The following is a 16,377-nucleotide window of genomic DNA, read 5'->3' as shown; positions in this document are numbered from 1 at the left end:
CGCACTCAGGTGCCGACACGATGGACATACCTCTCCGGTCAAGCGCGATGCAGTGCACGCTTGTTGCGTTGAGCCGCTCGAATGACGATGCTGTCTGTCCCTCGTGCCTGGCCGCCCCCTCATAGTGTTAGCCACTAAATCTTGTGGTAGGCGACCCGGCCCACACAAACTGACGTATCTGAGGGTCTCTCGTCAACGTCATTTTAAAAGTTTTTTGACAACTTTTGTCTTGACCCGTCCGCCGCTTTTGGCACCTCGGACACGCATCCGATTCACTTCGTTAACGCCCGCAGAAACTGCAGAAATTTCGCCCCAAGGGCCCTTTGGAATTTTACCTGCATTCGGGGCAAGTTAGCCCCGCCTGTGGATGCTTCACCTCAAGTTATCCACAGTTAACGCCCGCATAGGTAGAAAGGTTTTGCCGCACTGCGGAAAATATGGTGTTGTGTCTCAGCACCCATCGAAAGGCTGTTTATGCGACCCTTTTTGCCCCTGTTATTGGTCGCGTTGTCCGCCTGCGCACCACAATATGTAGAGACTTCGGTGGAACCGGGACAAGATTTGCCCGTTCGCCGCGCCCTCTTTGCCGAACCGCCGGCACCCCTTGATGCCGCATTCCGCTCGTCCTGCGACTCACCGGGTGATGAGTTGCGCCAGATTTCGCGGGCCGTCGTTCAATGCCGGATCCTGCCGCCGCCAGATGTCGCCGCATTCCTTTTGCTGCAATATGATGGTGCGCTGGAGGCGCCAACTCTGGTCGTCCAGAAAGAGACGGATCAATCCGACGGAAGCTACGTCGTGGAACTGTCCTATTTCGCCGAAGTCGTCCAGAAATCCGGCAACCCGCGCCGCATCTACTTCAAGCAGCGCGATCTCGACAGCCTCATGGACGAATTGCTCGCCGCAACAGGCGGTATCGCCGCAAATACGTGATCTGGGGAAAATGGTCGGAGCGAGAGGATTCGAACCTCCGACCCCCTGTACCCAAAACAGGTGCGCTACCAGGCTGCGCCACGCTCCGACCGTGCGCCCCTCTTAGACGGCGAAATCAGGATTGAAAAGACCTAACAGGGCCAAGCGGGCTCAGAGTTTTCAAAGCTGGGATGCCGCAGCTCGTCACCGACGCTCAACCCAAGCATTTCTGCGAACCCACCATTGATCTCCAGCACGTGCGTCAGGTTGTTGCCGCCGAAAATAGAGGTCTCGTCCAGAGGCACGGCGCGGTGGTGGATATTCTGCACGACGCCGTGCTCGTCCACAAACAGCATATCCAGCTCGATCAACGTGTCGCGCATCCAGAACGACAGGCGTTGCGGGCGCGGGTAGACAAACAACATGCCCGCAGAGGCCGGCAAAGACGGTCGGTGCATCAAACCCAGAGCACGCTCGCCGTCGTCATCCGCAACTTCGACCGTGAATCGCGCTTCGCCAAAGTCGCCGCGAATCCATACGGTATCGTCTCGACATGCAGCCGACGCGACAACAGGCACACAGATCAATGCGTACAGCGCCGCGATACGAACTGTCAGACCACGCTTAATCATCATCACGCGTCAGCGCCGCTTCCCATGCCAGCACTTCTGCTGCCATACGGCCGCGCTTGCCATCGATCACGCGCATCGCCAAGGCTTCGCCCGGCGCCAAATCCGAAAGGCCCGACCGGCGCAAGACTTCGACATGCAAGAATACATCGTCCGCTGAGCCAAAGGCATTCGCGAACCCAAACCCCTTGCCCTTGTCGAACCATTTGACCCTGCCGGGCTGCAATGGGGCATTCGACACCGCTTCGGCGTCCATGTCTGCAATGTCGGTCAGATTCGACGCAGCTTCGTGCGCAGGTGGTACAATGCGTACCACTTCCACGGCTTGCACGCCCCGATCTGTTTCCTGAATGCGCACGTCAATTGCCGCGCCATCCGCGACAGAAGACTGACCGAAGTTGCGCAGCACGTTCACGTGCAAAAGGATGTCCGGACCACCAGATTCCGAAACTATAAAACCAAACCCCTTGACGGGGTCGAACCATTTCACTGTCCCCGTGACCAGGCTCGTATCATCGTTGTGTTCTGACACGACGTGTCTTTCTTTGAGTGTACTGTGCCGCACCACAAGACTTGCGCTATTTCGCACATAGTTTTCAACCCGTAATAAATCGTTTTTTTACAGCGCGTTGCATTTCACGTCACATGAAATTCATGGGTGTAGACGTGTAATATGCCATAGCTGCCCCGATTTTTCACGCCGCCAACGGAACCGGTCGTGCAGCCGAAACGCGCCATCAGCCCAAAACTCGATCTCTGTGGGGACGATCCGGTAGCCCCCCCAAAACGGTGGTCGTTCGGGGCGTGTGCCTTGCTGCGCGGTGACCTTGGCCACCTTGGCCAGCAACGTGGCGCGCCCGTCCAGCGGTTGGCTCTGATCAGAAGCCCAAGCCCCCAACCGGGACTTTAACGACCTGGAGTTGTAGTACGCATCCGCCTGTGGCCCGTCTTCTTTCTGTACCAGACCGCGCACACGCACCTGCCGCCGCAGTGATTTCCAGTGCAGCACAAAGGCGGCCTTGCCCGCATGGTCCAGTTCCGCCGCCTTGGCACTGCCGTAGTTCGTGTAAAAGACAAACGCGTCGTCTTCGATTTCCTTGAGCAGCACCATCCGCACATTGGGCAGACCGTCCGCATCCACCGTGCTCAGCGCAATGGCGTTTGCGTCGTTCGGCTCGCTGGCTTCGGCTTCAGCCATCCAGTTGCGCACAATGGCAAACGGGTCGTCGCCTGCAAATTTCCCATCCCGATCCAACGTCGCGTCCTCCTGTGTCATGCAACATCCAGCTAGCCCGGACACCGACCGGCTTCAACCGGTGCGCACTCCCTTGATGCTACTATGGCAATGGCCTAAAGCTGACCGACAGAAACACGGGACGGGGTGGGCATATCATGGCAACTGACCTTATGGCGGGCAAACGCGGGCTGATTATGGGCCTTGCCAACGACAAATCCATCGCATGGGGCATTGCGCGCACCTTGCACGAGGCCGGGGCTGAACTGGCCTTTTCCTACCAGGGTGAGGCACTGAAGAAACGTGTCGACCCCCTCGCCGCCCAGCTTAGCAGCGACATTGTCCTGCCATGTGATGTAGGCGACGAGGCGTCGATTGATGGGCTTTTTGCATCTCTTCAAGAACGCTGGGGCAAGTTGGACTTTATCGTTCACGCCATTGGGTTCTCCGACAAGAACGAGTTGCGCGGGCGCTATGTCGACACGAGCCGTGGCAACTTTGCCCTGACCATGGACATCTCAGTCTACTCTTTTACCGCCGTGATGCAGCGCGCCGAAAAAATGATGAACAGCGGCGGCAGTGCCGTCACGCTGACCTACTATGGCGCCGAACAGGTCATGCCGCACTACAACGTCATGGGTGTGGCCAAGGCGGCGCTCGAGGCGTCGGTCAAATACCTGGCCGAGGATCTGGGCAAAGACGGCATCCGCGTGAACGCCATCAGCGCCGGACCGATCAAGACGCTGGCCGCTTCGGGGATCGGCGATTTCCGCTACATCATGAAGTGGAACGAATACAACTCGCCCCTGCGCCGCAATGTGACAATCGAAGATGTGGGGCGGTCCGCCCTCTTCCTGCTCAGCGATCTGGGGTCTGGCACCACGGGTGAAAACCTGCACGTCGACGCCGGCTATCACGTGGTGGGCATGAAGGCCGTGGACGCGCCCGACATCTCCAAGGGGTAAACATGACCCTGACCGCATCCGAGCTGCTGGTCTTTAACACCGTTTTGCTGGCGGCACTGGCATCGCCCGGTGCGGCGATGCTGTTCATCACACGCATGACGGTCGCCTCGGGGCGCATTGCGGGCATCGCGACGGGCATTGGTCTTGGAACAGCTGCTGCTATGTGGACGTTGGCCGCGCTTTTGGGCCTTGAGGCGGTATTTGCCCTGTTTCCCTGGACCTACACGGCACTGAAACTTGGCGGCGCGGCTTATCTGATCTGGATCGCCATCCAGACATGGCGCAGCGCGCGTGACCCTCTGGGTGATGCGCCCACGGCACGTGGGCGAGCCTTTCTGTCGGGCCTTCTTGTCAACGCGGGCAACCCGAAGTCCATGCTCTTTGCTGCGGCAATCATTGTCGTCGTGTTCCCGCAGGGACTTGCCGCTGCGGACATTGCGGTCATTGTCTTCAACCATTGGCTGCTCGAACTGGTGTTTTACACCGGGCTTTCCGTGCTGCTCAGCTCAACGCCCGCACGCCGTGGGTACATCAGCCTCAAACCCCTGCTCGACCGCATCGCGGCCACCTTGCTCGGCGCGCTTGGCGTGCGACTGATACTGGAGAAATAACCATGGCAGACCGCCTTCCCCACGAAAAAGGGTTCCACGTCAGCTGGGACCAGATGCACCGCGACAGCCGTGCCTTGGCATGGCGTCTTGATGGCAAGGGCCCCGATGACGGTCAGTGGCGCGCGGTGGTGGCCATCACACGGGGCGGCATGGCCCCCGCCATGATCGTCGCACGCGAGCTGGACATTCGCACCGTGGACACGATCAGCGTCAAATCCTACCACTCGGGCGGCGGCAAGGCGGACCAGCGCCGCGATGCCGAAGTGCTGAAGTCGCCGGATGCCGATATGATGGGTGACGGCACTGGCATTCTGATCGTCGATGACCTCGTGGACAGCGGCAAAACGCTTGAGCTGGTACGCAGTCTCTATCCCAACGCCCATTTCGCCACGGTCTACGCCAAACCCTCGGGCGAGCCTCAGGTCGATACCTTTATCACCGGCGTCAGCCAGGACACGTGGATCTTCTTTCCGTGGGACATGGCCCTGCAATATGTCGAACCCTATCGCGGCACCGATTAAGCCCACCCAACGACATCGCCGCACTGCGCGGCCGCTAACACCGGAGATCCTGCATGCCCGTATCGCGCACTGCCGCCACCTTTGCCCCGCCGGTGATGGAGGCGCGTCGCTGGCTTGACGGCGTGACATTCTCACCGGACGCGCCGCTCATCAACGTGAGCCAGGCCGCTCCGGTTGATCCGCCGCCCCCTGCGTTGCGTCAGGCCATGGCGGACGCGGCGCTGACGCGTGACGACGCACATCTCTACGGGCCCGTTCTGGGCATGGCCGCACTGCGCGACGCGCTGAGCACCCAAATCAACACGCACTACGACGCCGCCACCCGCGCGGAACACGTCGCCATCACGTCGGGATGCAATCAGGCCTTTGCCGCCATCATCGCCAGCCTGTGTGATGAAGGGGATGAAGTCATCCTGCCAACTCCATGGTATTTCAACCATAAAATGTGGCTCGACATGTCAGGTGTGGCCTCTGTCCCACTGCCCGTTGGTGCTGGCATGTTGCCGGACGTCGCAGATGCAAGGGCGTTGATCACCCCACGCACCAAGGCGATCGCACTGGTCACGCCCAACAACCCGGCAGGCGTGGAATACCCCGCCGACCTCGTGCTGGCTTTCTACGAACTGGCGCGCGACGCAGGCATCACCTTGATCGTCGACGAAACCTATCGCGACTTCGACAGCCGCTCAGGGCCTCCGCACCCGCTGTTCCAGCAGGACGGATGGGAAGACACCTTTGTCCATCTCTACTCTTTCTCCAAAACCTACCGCCTCACCGGCCACCGCGTTGGCGCGCTTGTTGCCGCGTCGGACCGACTGGCCGAGGTCGAAAAGTTCCTCGACACCGTGGCCATCTGCCCAGGGCAGTTGGGGCAATACGCGGCCCTCTGGGGGCTAGAGAACCTTGGCCAATGGGTCGCCAGCGAACGCGACGAAATCCTGACGCGCCGCGCCGCCATTACGGATGGTTTTCCACAGCTTGAGGCCAAGGGCTGGTCTCTAATGGGTCTTGGCGCGTATTTCGCCTATGTCACTCACCCCTTTGCACTGTCGTCGGCGGACCTCGCTCCGCGCCTTGTGCGCGAAGCCGGTATTCTCTGCCTGCCCGGCACCATGTTCTGGCCCGATGGAGACGAACGTGGCGCACGCCAATTGCGCATCGCCTTCGCCAATCTGGACGCAAACGGGATTGCCGACCTTTACACAAGGCTGTCAGCCCTCGATCTCTGAGGTCAAGCGCCCTTGCCCGCCGATGCCTGCGCAGATAGACATCGGCTCAACAAAAAATCACCCAACAGAGGGCACCCATGGCCAAGGGCTCAAACAACCTGTCGAAAACCGCCGTTTGGGTCCTTCTGGGCCTGCTTATCCTCGCATTGGGTGGCTTTGGCGCCACCAACCTCAGCGGCACAATCCGCACTGTGGGGCAAGTCGGCGACAAACACATCGACGTGCAGGATTACGCGCGCACCCTGCAACAGGAAATCCAGGCCGTCAGTCAACAGACCGGCAGCCAACTGACCTTTGCCCGCGCACAGGCCATCGGCCTCGATCAAGCGGTGCTGGCCCAGATGGTCCGCGCCCGCGCACTGGACCACGAGGCGCAACAAATGGGCCTCAGCGTCGGCGACGCGACCCTGCGCGACGAAATCCTGAACATTCCGTCGTTCCGCGGGCTCGACGGGTCCTTTGACCGAGATGCCTACAGCTTTGCACTGGAACAGTCCGGCACCAGCGAGGCGCAGTTCGAAACGCAACTGCGCGAAGAGGTCGCGCGGTCTCTCCTGCAGGGCGCAATCATGTCCGGTGTGACCATGCCCGACACCTATGCACGCACGCTGGTGTCTTTTCTGGGTGAGACACGCGACTTTACCTGGGTCCGTTTGGGTCAGGCTGATCTGGCCACCCCGCTGGCCGCACCCAGCGACGACGAATTGCGCGCCTACTACGAGGACAATCTCGACGACTACGAGCTGCCAGAGACCAAGCGGATCACCTACACGGTCCTCTTGCCCGACATGATCCTCGACAGTGTCGAAGTGTCCGAAGATACCCTGCGCGCCGAATACGATGCCCGTGCCGATCAGTTCAACACGCCCGAACGTCGTCTGGTGGAACGGCTGGTCTATCTCGATGCCGCAGCAGCAGACCGCGCCGCCGCCCAGCTTGAGGTAGGTGGCACCACGTTTGAGGCGCTTGTACAGGATCGCGGCCTGACATTGGGCGATGTGGACATGGGCGATGTGTCCCGTCTGGAACTGGACGCTGCAGGCGAGGCGGTGTTCGCCGCAGAGGTGGGCGATGTGGTTGGCCCACTGCCCTCCACCACTGGCCCTGCTCTCTTCCGGGTTAACGCTGTGCTGCCCGCACAGTCCACAACCTTCGAAGAGGCCGCGCCGCGTCTGCAACAGGCCCTGGCACTCGATGCCGCGCGCCGCCAGGTTGCGTTTGAGGCCGAAGAATTCGACAACCTGCTCGCCGGTGGTGCCACGCTCGAAGAGCTGGATGCCGAGACCGATATGGAACTGGGCACAATCGATTGGTTCCCCGCCCAAGGCGAAGGGATCGGCGCATATGACGGGTTCCGCGACGCCGCCGCCCAACTGACCGCCGACGATTTCCCGGAAATCATCAGCCTAGATGACGGCGGTATTGTTGCGATGCGTCTGGAGGAAACCCTGCCGCCGCGCCCTGCGCCCTTTGAGGACGCGCGCGACAACGTGCGTGGCAACTGGGACGCCGAACAGACCGAGCTTCAGTTGACCCAGCAAGCCGAAGCGGTCCTGCCCGCGCTGCGCGCTGGCGAGAGCTTTGCGTCGCAGGCACTGGATTCAATTATCGAAACCGATCTCGACCGTGGTGCCTTTGTTCAGGGCACACCGCCCGAGTTCATGCAAACCGTGTTCGAGATGTCCCCCGGCGATGTTGAGGTGATTTCGGGCTATGGCGCACTGCTGATTGTGCGGCTCGACGCCATCACACCGATTGACGACAACGCCGATGCGATTGCCGAGACCGAAGCCCTGAGCGAAGAGATTGGCCAACTTGTGGCCGCTGAACTCTTCAACATCTTTGGCGAGGACGTCGTGGTGCGCGCCAGCCCCCAGATCAACCAACAGGCGCTTGACGCCGTGCACGTGAATTTCCCCTGATGGCACTTGTTCCCGACTACGACGCCTTTGCCGCAGCCTATGCGGCAGGCGAAAACCAGGTGGTCTATACCCGCCTGGCCGCTGACCTTGATACACCCGTGTCCCTGATGCTCAAACTGACGGGCGCGCAAAAAGACGCCTTTGTTCTGGAATCGGTCACAGGTGGTGAGGTGCGCGGGCGCTATTCCATTGTTGGTATGAAACCCGACCTCGTGTGGCGCTGCCGTGGCGAGACATCTGCCATCAATCGCATGGCACGGTACGACGCCGACGCGTTTGAGGACGTCGCGGGCAACCCGCTGGACGTGCTGCGTGATCTGATCGCCGAAAGCCGGATCGATCTGCCCGGCGACCTGCCACAATCGGCGGCGGGCCTCTTTGGCTACCTCGGCTATGACATGATCCGTCTGGTCGAACACCTGCCCGACATCAATCCCGACCCGCTGGGCTTGCCCGACGCCATCATGCTGCGCCCTTCGGTGATTGCGGTATTGGACGGCGTCAAAGGTGAGGTGACAGTCGTGTCACCCGCATGGGTCAGTGACGGGCAATCCGCACGCGCGGCCTATGCCCAGGCGGCAGAACGTGTGATGGACGCGGTGCGTGACCTCGAACGGGCCATGCCCACCGAAACGCGTGATCTGGGCGATGCGGCCCCCGTGGCCGACCCGGTGTCCAACTTTACCAAACCGGCCTACAAGGCCGCCGTGGAACGCGCCCGCGACTACATCAAGGCGGGCGACATCTTTCAGGTTGTTCCGGCACAGCGCTGGACCCAAGAGTTTCGCGAACCGCCCTTTGCGCTCTATCGCAGCCTGAGGCGCACCAACCCATCGCCGTTCATGTTCTATTTCAACTTTGGCGGCTTTCAGGTCATCGGTGCCAGCCCCGAAATCCTCGTGCGTGTCTTCGGCAACGAGATCACCATCCGCCCCATCGCAGGCACCCGTCCCCGCGGGGACACGCCCGAAAAGGACAACGCGCTCGAGGCGGATCTGCTTGCCGACAAGAAGGAACTGGCCGAGCACCTCATGCTGCTCGATCTGGGCCGTAACGATGTGGGCCGCGTGGCCAAGATCGGCACGGTACGTCCAACCGAGGAATTCATCGTCGAACGCTACAGCCACGTGATGCACATCGTGTCGAACGTCGTCGGCGAACTGGCGACGGGCAAGGACGCGCTTGATGCGTTCTTTGCGGGCATGCCTGCGGGCACCGTGTCCGGCGCGCCCAAAGTCCGCGCGATGGAGATCATCGACGAGCTGGAGCCGGAAAAGCGCGGCGTCTACGGCGGCGGCGTCGGCTATTTCAGCGCGGGCGGCGACATGGACATGTGCATCGCCCTGCGCACCGCCGTGGTGCAGGATCAAAAGCTCTATATCCAGGCCGGTGGTGGCGTCGTCTATGACAGCGACCCGGAGGCCGAGTTCATGGAAACGGTGCACAAGGCCGGTGCCATCCGTCGCGCAGCCGCAGATGCCGCGCGCTTTGGCGGCGGCAACCAGTGACGCTCTGATGGCGCGCCCTGCCTTTCTGCTTGGCGACATGGAGATTGCCGCCGGAACCCGCGCCAGCGTCCCGTTGCCCGTGTCCGCACTGCCTGACCACACGCCTATCAACCTGCGGGTCGAAGTGATCCACGGCAAGCGCCCCGGCCCCACCATGTTTGTCAGTGCCGCCGTGCACGGCGATGAAGTGATCGGCGTCGAGATCGTGCGCCGCCTGTTGCGCACGCCACAACTAGACACGCTGCGCGGCACCCTGCTGGTTGTTCCGGTTGTGAACAGCTTTGGCTTTCTGGCCCGCTCGCGCTATTTGCCCGACCGCCGCGACCTCAACCGTTGCTTTCCCGGCTCATCCAAAGGCTCGCTTGGGTCGCGTCTGGCCCACATCTTTCTGCAGGACGTCGTGCTGCGCTGTGACTTTGGCATCGACCTGCATTCGGCTGCGGAACACCGCACCAACCTGCCGCAAATTCGGGTCACACCCGGTGACGACACCACCGCCCGCATGGCCCGTGCCTTTGGCGCGCCGGTCATCCTGACCTCTTCCTTGCGTGACGGATCGCTGCGCGGTGAGGCCGCCGCCCGTGGCACCCCGGTTCTGCTGTACGAAGCAGGCGAAGGATTGCGGTTTGACGAATTTGCAGTGCGCGTCGGTGTGGCTGGCATCCTGCGCGTGATGCGTGATCACGACATGGTCGCCACCAAAGGCATCGCCAAGGCTCGCACGCCGTCGCTGGTCTGCCGGTCGTCCACCTGGCTCCGCGCGCCCGTGGGTGGCCTCTTGCGCACCTTCCGCGCCGAGGGCGACATCGTCGAGGCGGGAGAGGTCCTTGCCGCGATTTCAGACCCGTCCGGGGAGGCCGAAACCGAACTGACCGCGCCCGAGGCGGGTATTCTGATTGGCCGCGCAGTCGTGCCTGTCGTGAACGAAGGCGACGCGGTCTTTCATCTGGCCGAACTCAGCCCCAAAGCGGACGAAGACACCGTAGATACCCTGTCGGCGCAGCTTGATGCCGATCCGCTTTTTGACGAAGACGAGATTATCTGACCCGTCACCGGTCCGCGCTGAGCGTGGTCAGAACCGCAGACACAGGTGCCAGCGCAACCCGTTCGGCACGGTCCTGCAGACCCCAGAGCAGCAAGGCGGAAATCGTGTCAGGACGCACCCGTCCCACCATGATCACACCGCCTTCTTGCCCTGCACGGAATGCCGCCTGATCGAGGAACCGCCGAATGACCGAAGGGGTCTGATCCGCGCTGTCAAAGTCGCGGAACACCAGGCCCGTCGGCACACCGGCCCGCGCGGCGAGTTTTTGTGCGGTGTTCAATCCCTTCGACTGCAACACCAACCCATGCCCGCTGGCCAGAATGGCTTCGGTCACCTGATCGGACGCGTCACGGGTGTCCTGAATGCCCGTGCCCGGCCCTTCCATCACAGCGACTGCTTGCGGCACTGCGTCCAGCGCGGCGGACAGTGCGACTTCGGCATCGCTGGCCGTGGCACCTTGTGGCAGATCGACCAAAGCCATCACCTCGAACCCCTGCGCGCGGTAGTCCGCGGTGCGCGCACCTGCATCCGTCAGGCTCGCGTCCACCGCAAATGTCAGCGGATAGGGAAAGCTTTGCAGCGCGGCCAGCCCAACCGGCCCACCGCTGAGATCAATGCCGCTGTCGATCAACACAATCGACATCAGCGGTTTGTCATCGGGATTATCGAAACCGGCAGCATAGGCCACGATGGGCGGGGCGTCAGCATCGGTGCTTTCGGCCTCTGGCGTGGCGGTCACGGGCACATCCGGCGTGCGGTCCACCAGCGACACGGCGGGTGTGCCGATCGTCGGACGCCCCTGGGTCGCATCTTCGGTCTCAGGTTCCGTCGCCGCAACCTCTGGCAAAGGCGGAACTGTGCCGTCTTCGCTGGGCGCATCTGGGACTTCGGGTTCGGCCGGTGCTGGCGCGGGACCCGCCGTGGACGTGTCGGGCACGGCGGCCTCTGGTGCCGGTGTGGCAGGTGCCTCGCCCGTTTCGGGCGCTGCATCATCTGTCACTTCCGACGCGGTGGGTGGTGCGGGCAAAGAGGGATCCTCAGAAATCGCAGGCGCAGTGCCGGTGGCCGGCTGGGTCGGCGCATCCGCCGGGGCGACGGGTGCAACGGGGTCAACGTCAGCAATGGCCACCTGTGCATCGGTGTCTGTGGTGTCGCCCGCGTCCGCCTGCGGCGCTGCCCCCGTTTCGGGCAGTGCGGGCGCATCCGCGTCCGCCGCTTGCACTGCGTCCGCATCGCCGGTTTCCGGGGCTTCAACCGCCGGGGCGGTGCTGGTGTCTCTGGTCAGGCCCTCATCCGCCTCCGCGGTGGCGGTCGTCGCGGCATCCGCCTCGGGCGCTTCGGATGCGGCGGGTGCGCGCACATCGGCATCCGGGCTGACCGGGCCGTCGGCCACAACCGACAAAACGCCCGCGCCCACGACGCTCACCACGCCACCCAATACAATACCGCTCAAAAATCCCCGTGCCATGTCCCTGTCTCCGCCTGAGTGTCCGGCCCCGCTTTGCGATGTGCCGGACGTGCCTGCCCGCCCCGTCCTGTCGCCGCCATCCCCTTGACGCTGGCGTACAAGCCTGAGCATGTATGCGCGTAACTATACGGGCCAAACGGCCCCCTTGGAACACGAGATTTTGCGATGCTGCTGCTGATCGACAATTACGACAGTTTTACCTACAATCTGGTGCACTATCTGGGCGAGCTTGGCACAGATGTGGCCGTGCATCGCAACGACGCGATCAACGTCCAGGAGGCGATGGCCATGCGTCCCGACGGCATTCTGCTGTCGCCAGGCCCCTGCGACCCGGACCAGGCTGGCATTTGCCTTGCACTTACCGAAGCCGCTGCCGAAGCCAAAATCCCCTTGATGGGCGTCTGTCTCGGCCACCAGACCATCGGTCAGGTGTTCGGTGGGACTGTCGTGCGCGCACCCGACATTGTGCACGGAAAACTTGGCACAATGCACCACACCGGACGCGGCGTTTTTGCCGGTCTTCCGACCCCTTTCGAGGCCACGCGTTATCACTCGCTGACAATTGCCAGAGAGGGGCTGCCCGACTGCCTTGAGATCACAGCAGAGGTGGATGACGGCACGATTATGGGCCTGTCGCACCGCGAGCTGCCGATCCACGGGGTCCAATTCCACCCCGAGAGCATTCGGTCCGAACACGGACATGCGCTGCTCAAGAACTTTGTCGATCTGATGCCGGTGGCCGCATGAGTGACGCGCTCAAACCCCTGATCGACGCCGCAGCCAACGGCCCGCTGGACCGCACCCAGGCCGAGGCGGCATTCCAGATCCTGTTCGACGGCGAGGCAACCCCTTCGCAAATTGGCGGGTTGCTGATGGCGCTGCGCACGCGCGGCGAAACGGTGGATGAATACGCCGCCGCCGCCGCCGTCATGCGCGCCAAGTGCAACGCCGTGTCCGCCCCAGAGGGCGCGATGGACATCGTTGGCACCGGCGGCGACGGCAAGGGGACGCTGAACATCTCGACCGCAACGGCCTTTGTCGTGGCAGGCGCAGGGGTCACGGTGGCCAAGCACGGCAACCGCAACCTCAGTTCGAAATCCGGCGCGGCAGATGCCCTGACCCAGATGGGCATCAACGTCATGGTTGGCCCCGACGTGGTGGAAAAGGCGCTGGCCGGGGCGGGCATCGGCTTTATGATGGCCCCCATGCACCACCCTGCCATTGCCCATGTCATGCCCACGCGCGCCGAATTGGGCACGCGCACGATTTTCAACATCCTTGGGCCGCTAACAAACCCGGCAGGCGTCAAAAGGCAACTGACCGGGGCGTATCGCCGCGACCTGATCCGCCCCATGGCTGAAACGCTGGGACAGTTGGGATCGGATGCCGCCTGGCTGGTGCACGGCTCGGACGGAACAGACGAATTGACAATCACCGGCGTGTCCTGGGTCTCGGCTCTGGACGCAGGCACCGTGACCGATTTCGAAGTCCACCCTGAAGAAGCGGGCCTGCCCGTTCACCCCTTCGAGGACATCGTCGGCGGCACACCCGAAGAAAACGCGCAAGCGTTCCGGGCGCTGCTCGATGGTGCCGCGGGTGCCTACCGGGACGCGGTCCTTTTGAACGCGGCTGCCGCCCTCAAGGTTGCAGGCAAGGCTGCGACGCTCAAGGACGGTGTCGCCCTCGCCACCGAAAGCATCGACAGCGGCGCTGCAAAAGCCAAGATCGCAGCCGTCGCAGAGATCACGCAAGCCGCCTGATCTCACCCTCTTTCCAAATGTCCGGTCACAGGGCGCACGCCTTTTCTGACCGGACACCAGCAAAAGACACGAGTGCATGACCGATACGATCCTCGATAAAATCAAGGCCTACAAACTCGAAGAAGTTGCCGCCGACAAGGCCGCCAAACCGCTCGAAGCGGTCGAGGCAGAGGCCCGCGATGCAGGCCCTGTGCGTCCTTTTGCGCAGGCGCTGCAACTGGCCAACCGCGAAGGCTATGGCCTGATTGCCGAGATCAAAAAGGCCAGCCCCTCCAAGGGGTTGATCCGCGCCGACTTTGATCCGGCCGCATTGGCCCAAGCCTACGAAGAGGGCGGCGCGACCTGCCTGTCGGTGCTGACCGACACGCCCAGCTTTCAGGGGGCCAACGAGTTCCTTGTCGCGGCGCGTGGTGCCTGTGCGCTGCCGTGCCTGCGCAAGGATTTCATGTACGACACATATCAGGTCGCCGAGGCGCGCGCGCTGGGGGCCGACTGTATCCTGATCATCATGGCCTCAGTCAGCGACGCGCAGGCTATCGAACTCGAGGACGCCGCTCACCATTGGGGCATGGATGTTCTGATCGAAGTCCACGATGCCGACGAGTTGACCCGCGCCAGCGCGCTCAAGAGCCCGCTTATGGGCATCAACAACCGCAATCTCAAGACGTTTGAGACCTCGCTCGACACCACCCGCACCCTGTCCAAACAGGTGCCTGCCGACCGCACAATCGTTGCCGAAAGCGGGCTGAACACGCCGCAGGATCTGGCCGACATGGCCATGTACGGCGCGCGCACCTTCCTGATCGGCGAAAGCCTGATGCGCCAGGACGACGTGGCCGCCGCCACAAGGTCACTGCTGGCCAACCCGCTTGTGTCTGGCGGGGGCATGTGATGGCGCTCACGCATTTTGACGACTGCGGAGCCGCGCATATGGTCGATGTGTCCGACAAGGACATCACCGACCGCGTGGCAGTGGCAGAGGGCTGGATCAGGATGCAGTCCGAGACGCTGGACATCATCATGGATGGCCGCGCCAAAAAGGGCGACGTGATCGGCGTGGCCCGTCTGGCCGGCATCATGGCGGCCAAGCGCACGTCCGATCTGATCCCGCTGTGCCACCCCCTGCCCATCACCAAGGTGTCGGTGGACCTCGAACCCGACACGGCGTTGCCCGGTCTGCGCATCACCGCGACCGTCAAGACCACTGGCCAGACCGGGGTCGAGATGGAGGCGTTGACTGCCGCCTCGACCTGCGCACTGACGGTCTATGACATGGCCAAGGCCGTGGACAAGGCGATGGAGATCGGCGGCATCCGCGTGGTCCTCAAGGATGGCGGCAAGAGCGGCCGGTACGAGGCGCAATGATCCCGGTTTCCAACGCGCTCGACCACCTCTTTGCCCTCGCGGACCTGTTGCCGATAGAAACCGTTCCACTGCGCGCGGCTGCGGGCCGTGTTCTGGCGGAACCTGTCACCGCACAACGCACACAACCGCCCTTTCCCGCGTCGTCCATGGATGGATATGCGCTCAAAGCGGTCGAGGCGGATCAACACGCACAGTTCAAAGTCATAGGCGAGGCCGCCGCCGGGCATGGATGGGACGGCACCGTGGGCGCCGGTCAGGCCGTGCGCATTTTCACCGGTGCACCCGTCCCCGCAGGCGCCGATAAGGTCGTGATACAAGAGGACGTCACGCGCACCGGCGATGTGATCACCATCACCGACGCCCCCAATGCCAAGGACAACATTCGCCCCGCCGGTATCGATTTTGAACGCGGTTCGGTCCTTGATGCCCCGCGCCGCCTGTCACCTGGTGACGTGGCCCTGCTCGCCTCGATGAACATCGCCGAGGTGCCTGTGCGCCGCGCGCCCGTGGTCGCATTGATTTCGACCGGGGATGAACTGGTGCAACCCGGTGAAACACCCGGCCCTGACCAGATCATCGCATCCAATACCTACGGCCTGGCCGCCATTCTGACGGCCCACGGGGCCGTGCCGCGCATCCTGCCCATCGCCCGCGACACCGACATGTCCCTGCGCACCGTGTTTTCCCTCGCCGCCGGTGCGGACCTTATTGTGACTATTGGCGGCGCATCCGTCGGTGACCATGACCTTGTCGCCGGCGTGGCCGCAGATCTCGGGATGGATCAATCGTTCTACAAGGTTGCGATGCGGCCCGGCAAACCACTGATGGCGGGCCGCTTGCATGGCGTTCCTATGGTGGGCCTGCCCGGCAACCCTGTCTCGGCCATGGTCTGTAGCACCGTCTTTCTGCAACCCATGCTGAACGCCATGCTGGGGCTGGGCCGCAATGCCGCACCGCGCGTACAAATGCCGCTTGCGACACCCCTGCCCGCGAACGGGCCGCGCGAACACTATATGCGCGGTATCGTCGCGGACGGATTGGTTGCCGATGCCGGGGCGCAAGACAGCTCCCTCTTGTCCGTACTCGCACGTGCCAATGCCCTGATCGTACGTGCGCCAAATGACCCCGCCGCCGCGCCCGGCGACCCGGTCGACGTTGTCCTCCTGCACTGACTGTTGACACAAAACGGGAACGTCCGTAGAACAAAC

17 protein-coding genes and 1 tRNA gene are annotated in these 16,377 nt (G+C 62.7%); 13 read left to right on the top strand and 5 right to left on the bottom strand.

Annotated features, from left to right (window positions below; all coding sequences use genetic code 11):
• Nucleotides 1-561 precede the first annotated feature (561 nt).
• Nucleotides 562-933: a hypothetical protein gene (locus tag Q0936_RS05805; RefSeq protein WP_299377943.1), complete on the top strand. Its 372-nt coding sequence runs from the start codon at nt 562-564 to the stop codon at nt 931-933.
• 11 nt (nt 934-944) lie between these two features.
• On the opposite strand, the gene Q0936_RS05800 is transcribed toward Q0936_RS05805, so the two are convergent.
• From Q0936_RS05800 to pdxH, 4 genes are all read right to left on the bottom strand, one after another.
• Nucleotides 945-1,021, bottom strand: a tRNA-Pro gene (locus Q0936_RS05800).
• A gap of 43 nt (nt 1,022-1,064) precedes the next feature.
• The gene (locus Q0936_RS05795) at nt 1,065-1,544 is read right to left on the bottom strand and encodes a DUF192 domain-containing protein (RefSeq protein ID WP_299297767.1); all 480 of its coding nucleotides are present in this window, start codon (nt 1,542-1,544) and stop codon (nt 1,065-1,067) included.
• Entirely contained in the window at nt 1,537-2,073 is a 537-nt protein-coding gene (locus Q0936_RS05790) for a cold-shock protein (protein WP_299140778.1), read from the bottom strand. Before Q0936_RS05790 ends, Q0936_RS05795 begins: the two co-directional genes overlap by 8 nt.
• 120 nt (nt 2,074-2,193) lie before the next feature.
• Nucleotides 2,194-2,817, bottom strand: coding sequence for a pyridoxamine 5'-phosphate oxidase (gene pdxH / locus Q0936_RS05785; RefSeq protein WP_299297756.1), 624 nt, complete (start codon nt 2,815-2,817; stop codon nt 2,194-2,196).
• A 116-nt stretch (nt 2,818-2,933) separates the two neighbouring features.
• Between pdxH and fabI the strand changes: the two genes are divergently transcribed.
• The 7 genes from fabI to Q0936_RS05750 all read left to right on the top strand — a co-directional run bounded on the left by fabI (nt 2,934) and on the right by Q0936_RS05750 (nt 10,576).
• A complete protein-coding gene (gene fabI, locus Q0936_RS05780; protein ID WP_299297757.1) occupies nt 2,934-3,740 on the top strand; it encodes an enoyl-ACP reductase FabI in 807 nt (268 codons plus the stop codon).
• A 2-nt stretch (nt 3,741-3,742) separates the two neighbouring features.
• Complete coding sequence (locus tag Q0936_RS05775) at nt 3,743-4,351, top strand: LysE family transporter (RefSeq protein ID WP_363323316.1); 609 nt, start codon at nt 3,743-3,745, stop codon at nt 4,349-4,351.
• Nucleotides 4,352-4,353: 2 nt separating this feature from the next.
• On the top strand, nt 4,354-4,872 hold the full coding sequence (gene gpt, locus Q0936_RS05770) for a xanthine phosphoribosyltransferase (RefSeq protein ID WP_299140771.1): 519 nt from the start codon (nt 4,354-4,356) through the stop codon (nt 4,870-4,872).
• A 53-nt stretch (nt 4,873-4,925) separates the two neighbouring features.
• Nucleotides 4,926-6,101, top strand: coding sequence for an aminotransferase (locus tag Q0936_RS05765; RefSeq protein ID WP_299164884.1), 1,176 nt, complete (start codon nt 4,926-4,928; stop codon nt 6,099-6,101).
• Between the two features lie 77 nt (nt 6,102-6,178).
• A complete protein-coding gene (locus tag Q0936_RS05760; RefSeq protein ID WP_299140767.1) occupies nt 6,179-8,023 on the top strand; it encodes a peptidylprolyl isomerase in 1,845 nt (614 codons plus the stop codon).
• Entirely contained in the window at nt 8,023-9,531 is a 1,509-nt protein-coding gene (trpE, locus tag Q0936_RS05755) for an anthranilate synthase component I (protein ID WP_299297758.1), read from the top strand. Before Q0936_RS05760 ends, trpE begins: the two co-directional genes overlap by 1 nt.
• 7 nt (nt 9,532-9,538) lie before the next feature.
• Nucleotides 9,539-10,576: a succinylglutamate desuccinylase/aspartoacylase family protein gene (locus tag Q0936_RS05750; RefSeq protein ID WP_299297769.1), complete on the top strand. Its 1,038-nt coding sequence runs from the start codon at nt 9,539-9,541 to the stop codon at nt 10,574-10,576.
• Between the two features lie 4 nt (nt 10,577-10,580).
• Here the strand turns inward: Q0936_RS05750 and Q0936_RS05745 are convergent, their stop codons facing one another.
• The gene (locus Q0936_RS05745) at nt 10,581-12,044 is read right to left on the bottom strand and encodes a polysaccharide deacteylase family 2 protein (RefSeq protein WP_299297759.1); all 1,464 of its coding nucleotides are present in this window, start codon (nt 12,042-12,044) and stop codon (nt 10,581-10,583) included.
• 165 nt (nt 12,045-12,209) lie between these two features.
• On the opposite strand from Q0936_RS05745, the gene Q0936_RS05740 reads away from it, so the two are divergent.
• The 5 genes from Q0936_RS05740 (at nt 12,210) to glp (ending at nt 16,341) form a co-directional block, all read left to right on the top strand.
• Complete coding sequence (locus Q0936_RS05740) at nt 12,210-12,791, top strand: aminodeoxychorismate/anthranilate synthase component II (protein WP_299297760.1); 582 nt, start codon at nt 12,210-12,212, stop codon at nt 12,789-12,791.
• Complete coding sequence (trpD, locus tag Q0936_RS05735) at nt 12,788-13,804, top strand: anthranilate phosphoribosyltransferase (RefSeq protein WP_299297761.1); 1,017 nt, start codon at nt 12,788-12,790, stop codon at nt 13,802-13,804. Before Q0936_RS05740 ends, trpD begins: the two co-directional genes overlap by 4 nt.
• Before the next feature lie 76 nt (nt 13,805-13,880).
• Entirely contained in the window at nt 13,881-14,696 is an 816-nt protein-coding gene (gene trpC / locus Q0936_RS05730) for an indole-3-glycerol phosphate synthase TrpC (RefSeq protein WP_299297762.1), read from the top strand.
• Nucleotides 14,696-15,169 carry a cyclic pyranopterin monophosphate synthase MoaC gene (moaC, locus tag Q0936_RS05725; protein ID WP_299297763.1) on the top strand — a complete coding sequence of 158 codons (474 nt, stop codon included), beginning with the start codon at nt 14,696-14,698 and terminating at the stop codon, nt 15,167-15,169. Before trpC ends, moaC begins: the two co-directional genes overlap by 1 nt.
• Nucleotides 15,166-16,341, top strand: a complete 1,176-nt coding sequence (glp, locus tag Q0936_RS05720; protein ID WP_299297764.1) for a gephyrin-like molybdotransferase Glp — start codon at nt 15,166-15,168, stop codon at nt 16,339-16,341. The genes moaC and glp overlap by 4 nt, the downstream gene beginning before the upstream one ends.
• The last annotated feature ends 36 nt before the right edge of the window (nt 16,342-16,377 follow it).

This window comes from uncultured Tateyamaria sp. (assembly GCF_947488715.1).
Lineage (GTDB): Bacteria > Pseudomonadota > Alphaproteobacteria > Rhodobacterales > Rhodobacteraceae > Tateyamaria.
This window is presented reverse-complemented; position numbering and strand designations above follow the sequence as displayed.

Bases quoted from the DNA above. Each gene is read 5' to 3' on its own strand.
- Q0936_RS05745 (WP_299297759.1), bottom strand. From the start codon at position 12,044: ATGGCACGGGGATTTTTGAGCGGTATTGTATTGGGTGGCGTGGTGAGC.
- Q0936_RS05765 (WP_299164884.1), top strand. From the start codon at position 4,926: ATGCCCGTATCGCGCACTGCCGCCACCTTTGCCCCGCCGGTGATGGAG.
- moaC (WP_299297763.1), top strand. From the start codon at position 14,696: ATGGCGCTCACGCATTTTGACGACTGCGGAGCCGCGCATATGGTCGAT.
- trpC (WP_299297762.1), top strand. From the start codon at position 13,881: ATGACCGATACGATCCTCGATAAAATCAAGGCCTACAAACTCGAAGAA.
- gpt (WP_299140771.1), top strand. From the start codon at position 4,354: ATGGCAGACCGCCTTCCCCACGAAAAAGGGTTCCACGTCAGCTGGGAC.
- Q0936_RS05740 (WP_299297760.1), top strand. From the start codon at position 12,210: ATGCTGCTGCTGATCGACAATTACGACAGTTTTACCTACAATCTGGTG.
- pdxH (WP_299297756.1), bottom strand. From the start codon at position 2,817: ATGACACAGGAGGACGCGACGTTGGATCGGGATGGGAAATTTGCAGGC.
- Q0936_RS05760 (WP_299140767.1), top strand. From the start codon at position 6,179: ATGGCCAAGGGCTCAAACAACCTGTCGAAAACCGCCGTTTGGGTCCTT.
- trpD (WP_299297761.1), top strand. From the start codon at position 12,788: ATGAGTGACGCGCTCAAACCCCTGATCGACGCCGCAGCCAACGGCCCG.
- Q0936_RS05750 (WP_299297769.1), top strand. From the start codon at position 9,539: ATGGCGCGCCCTGCCTTTCTGCTTGGCGACATGGAGATTGCCGCCGGA.
- Q0936_RS05795 (WP_299297767.1), bottom strand. From the start codon at position 1,544: ATGATTAAGCGTGGTCTGACAGTTCGTATCGCGGCGCTGTACGCATTG.
- fabI (WP_299297757.1), top strand. From the start codon at position 2,934: ATGGCAACTGACCTTATGGCGGGCAAACGCGGGCTGATTATGGGCCTT.
- Q0936_RS05775 (WP_363323316.1), top strand. From the start codon at position 3,743: ATGACCCTGACCGCATCCGAGCTGCTGGTCTTTAACACCGTTTTGCTG.
- trpE (WP_299297758.1), top strand. From the start codon at position 8,023: ATGGCACTTGTTCCCGACTACGACGCCTTTGCCGCAGCCTATGCGGCA.
- glp (WP_299297764.1), top strand. From the start codon at position 15,166: ATGATCCCGGTTTCCAACGCGCTCGACCACCTCTTTGCCCTCGCGGAC.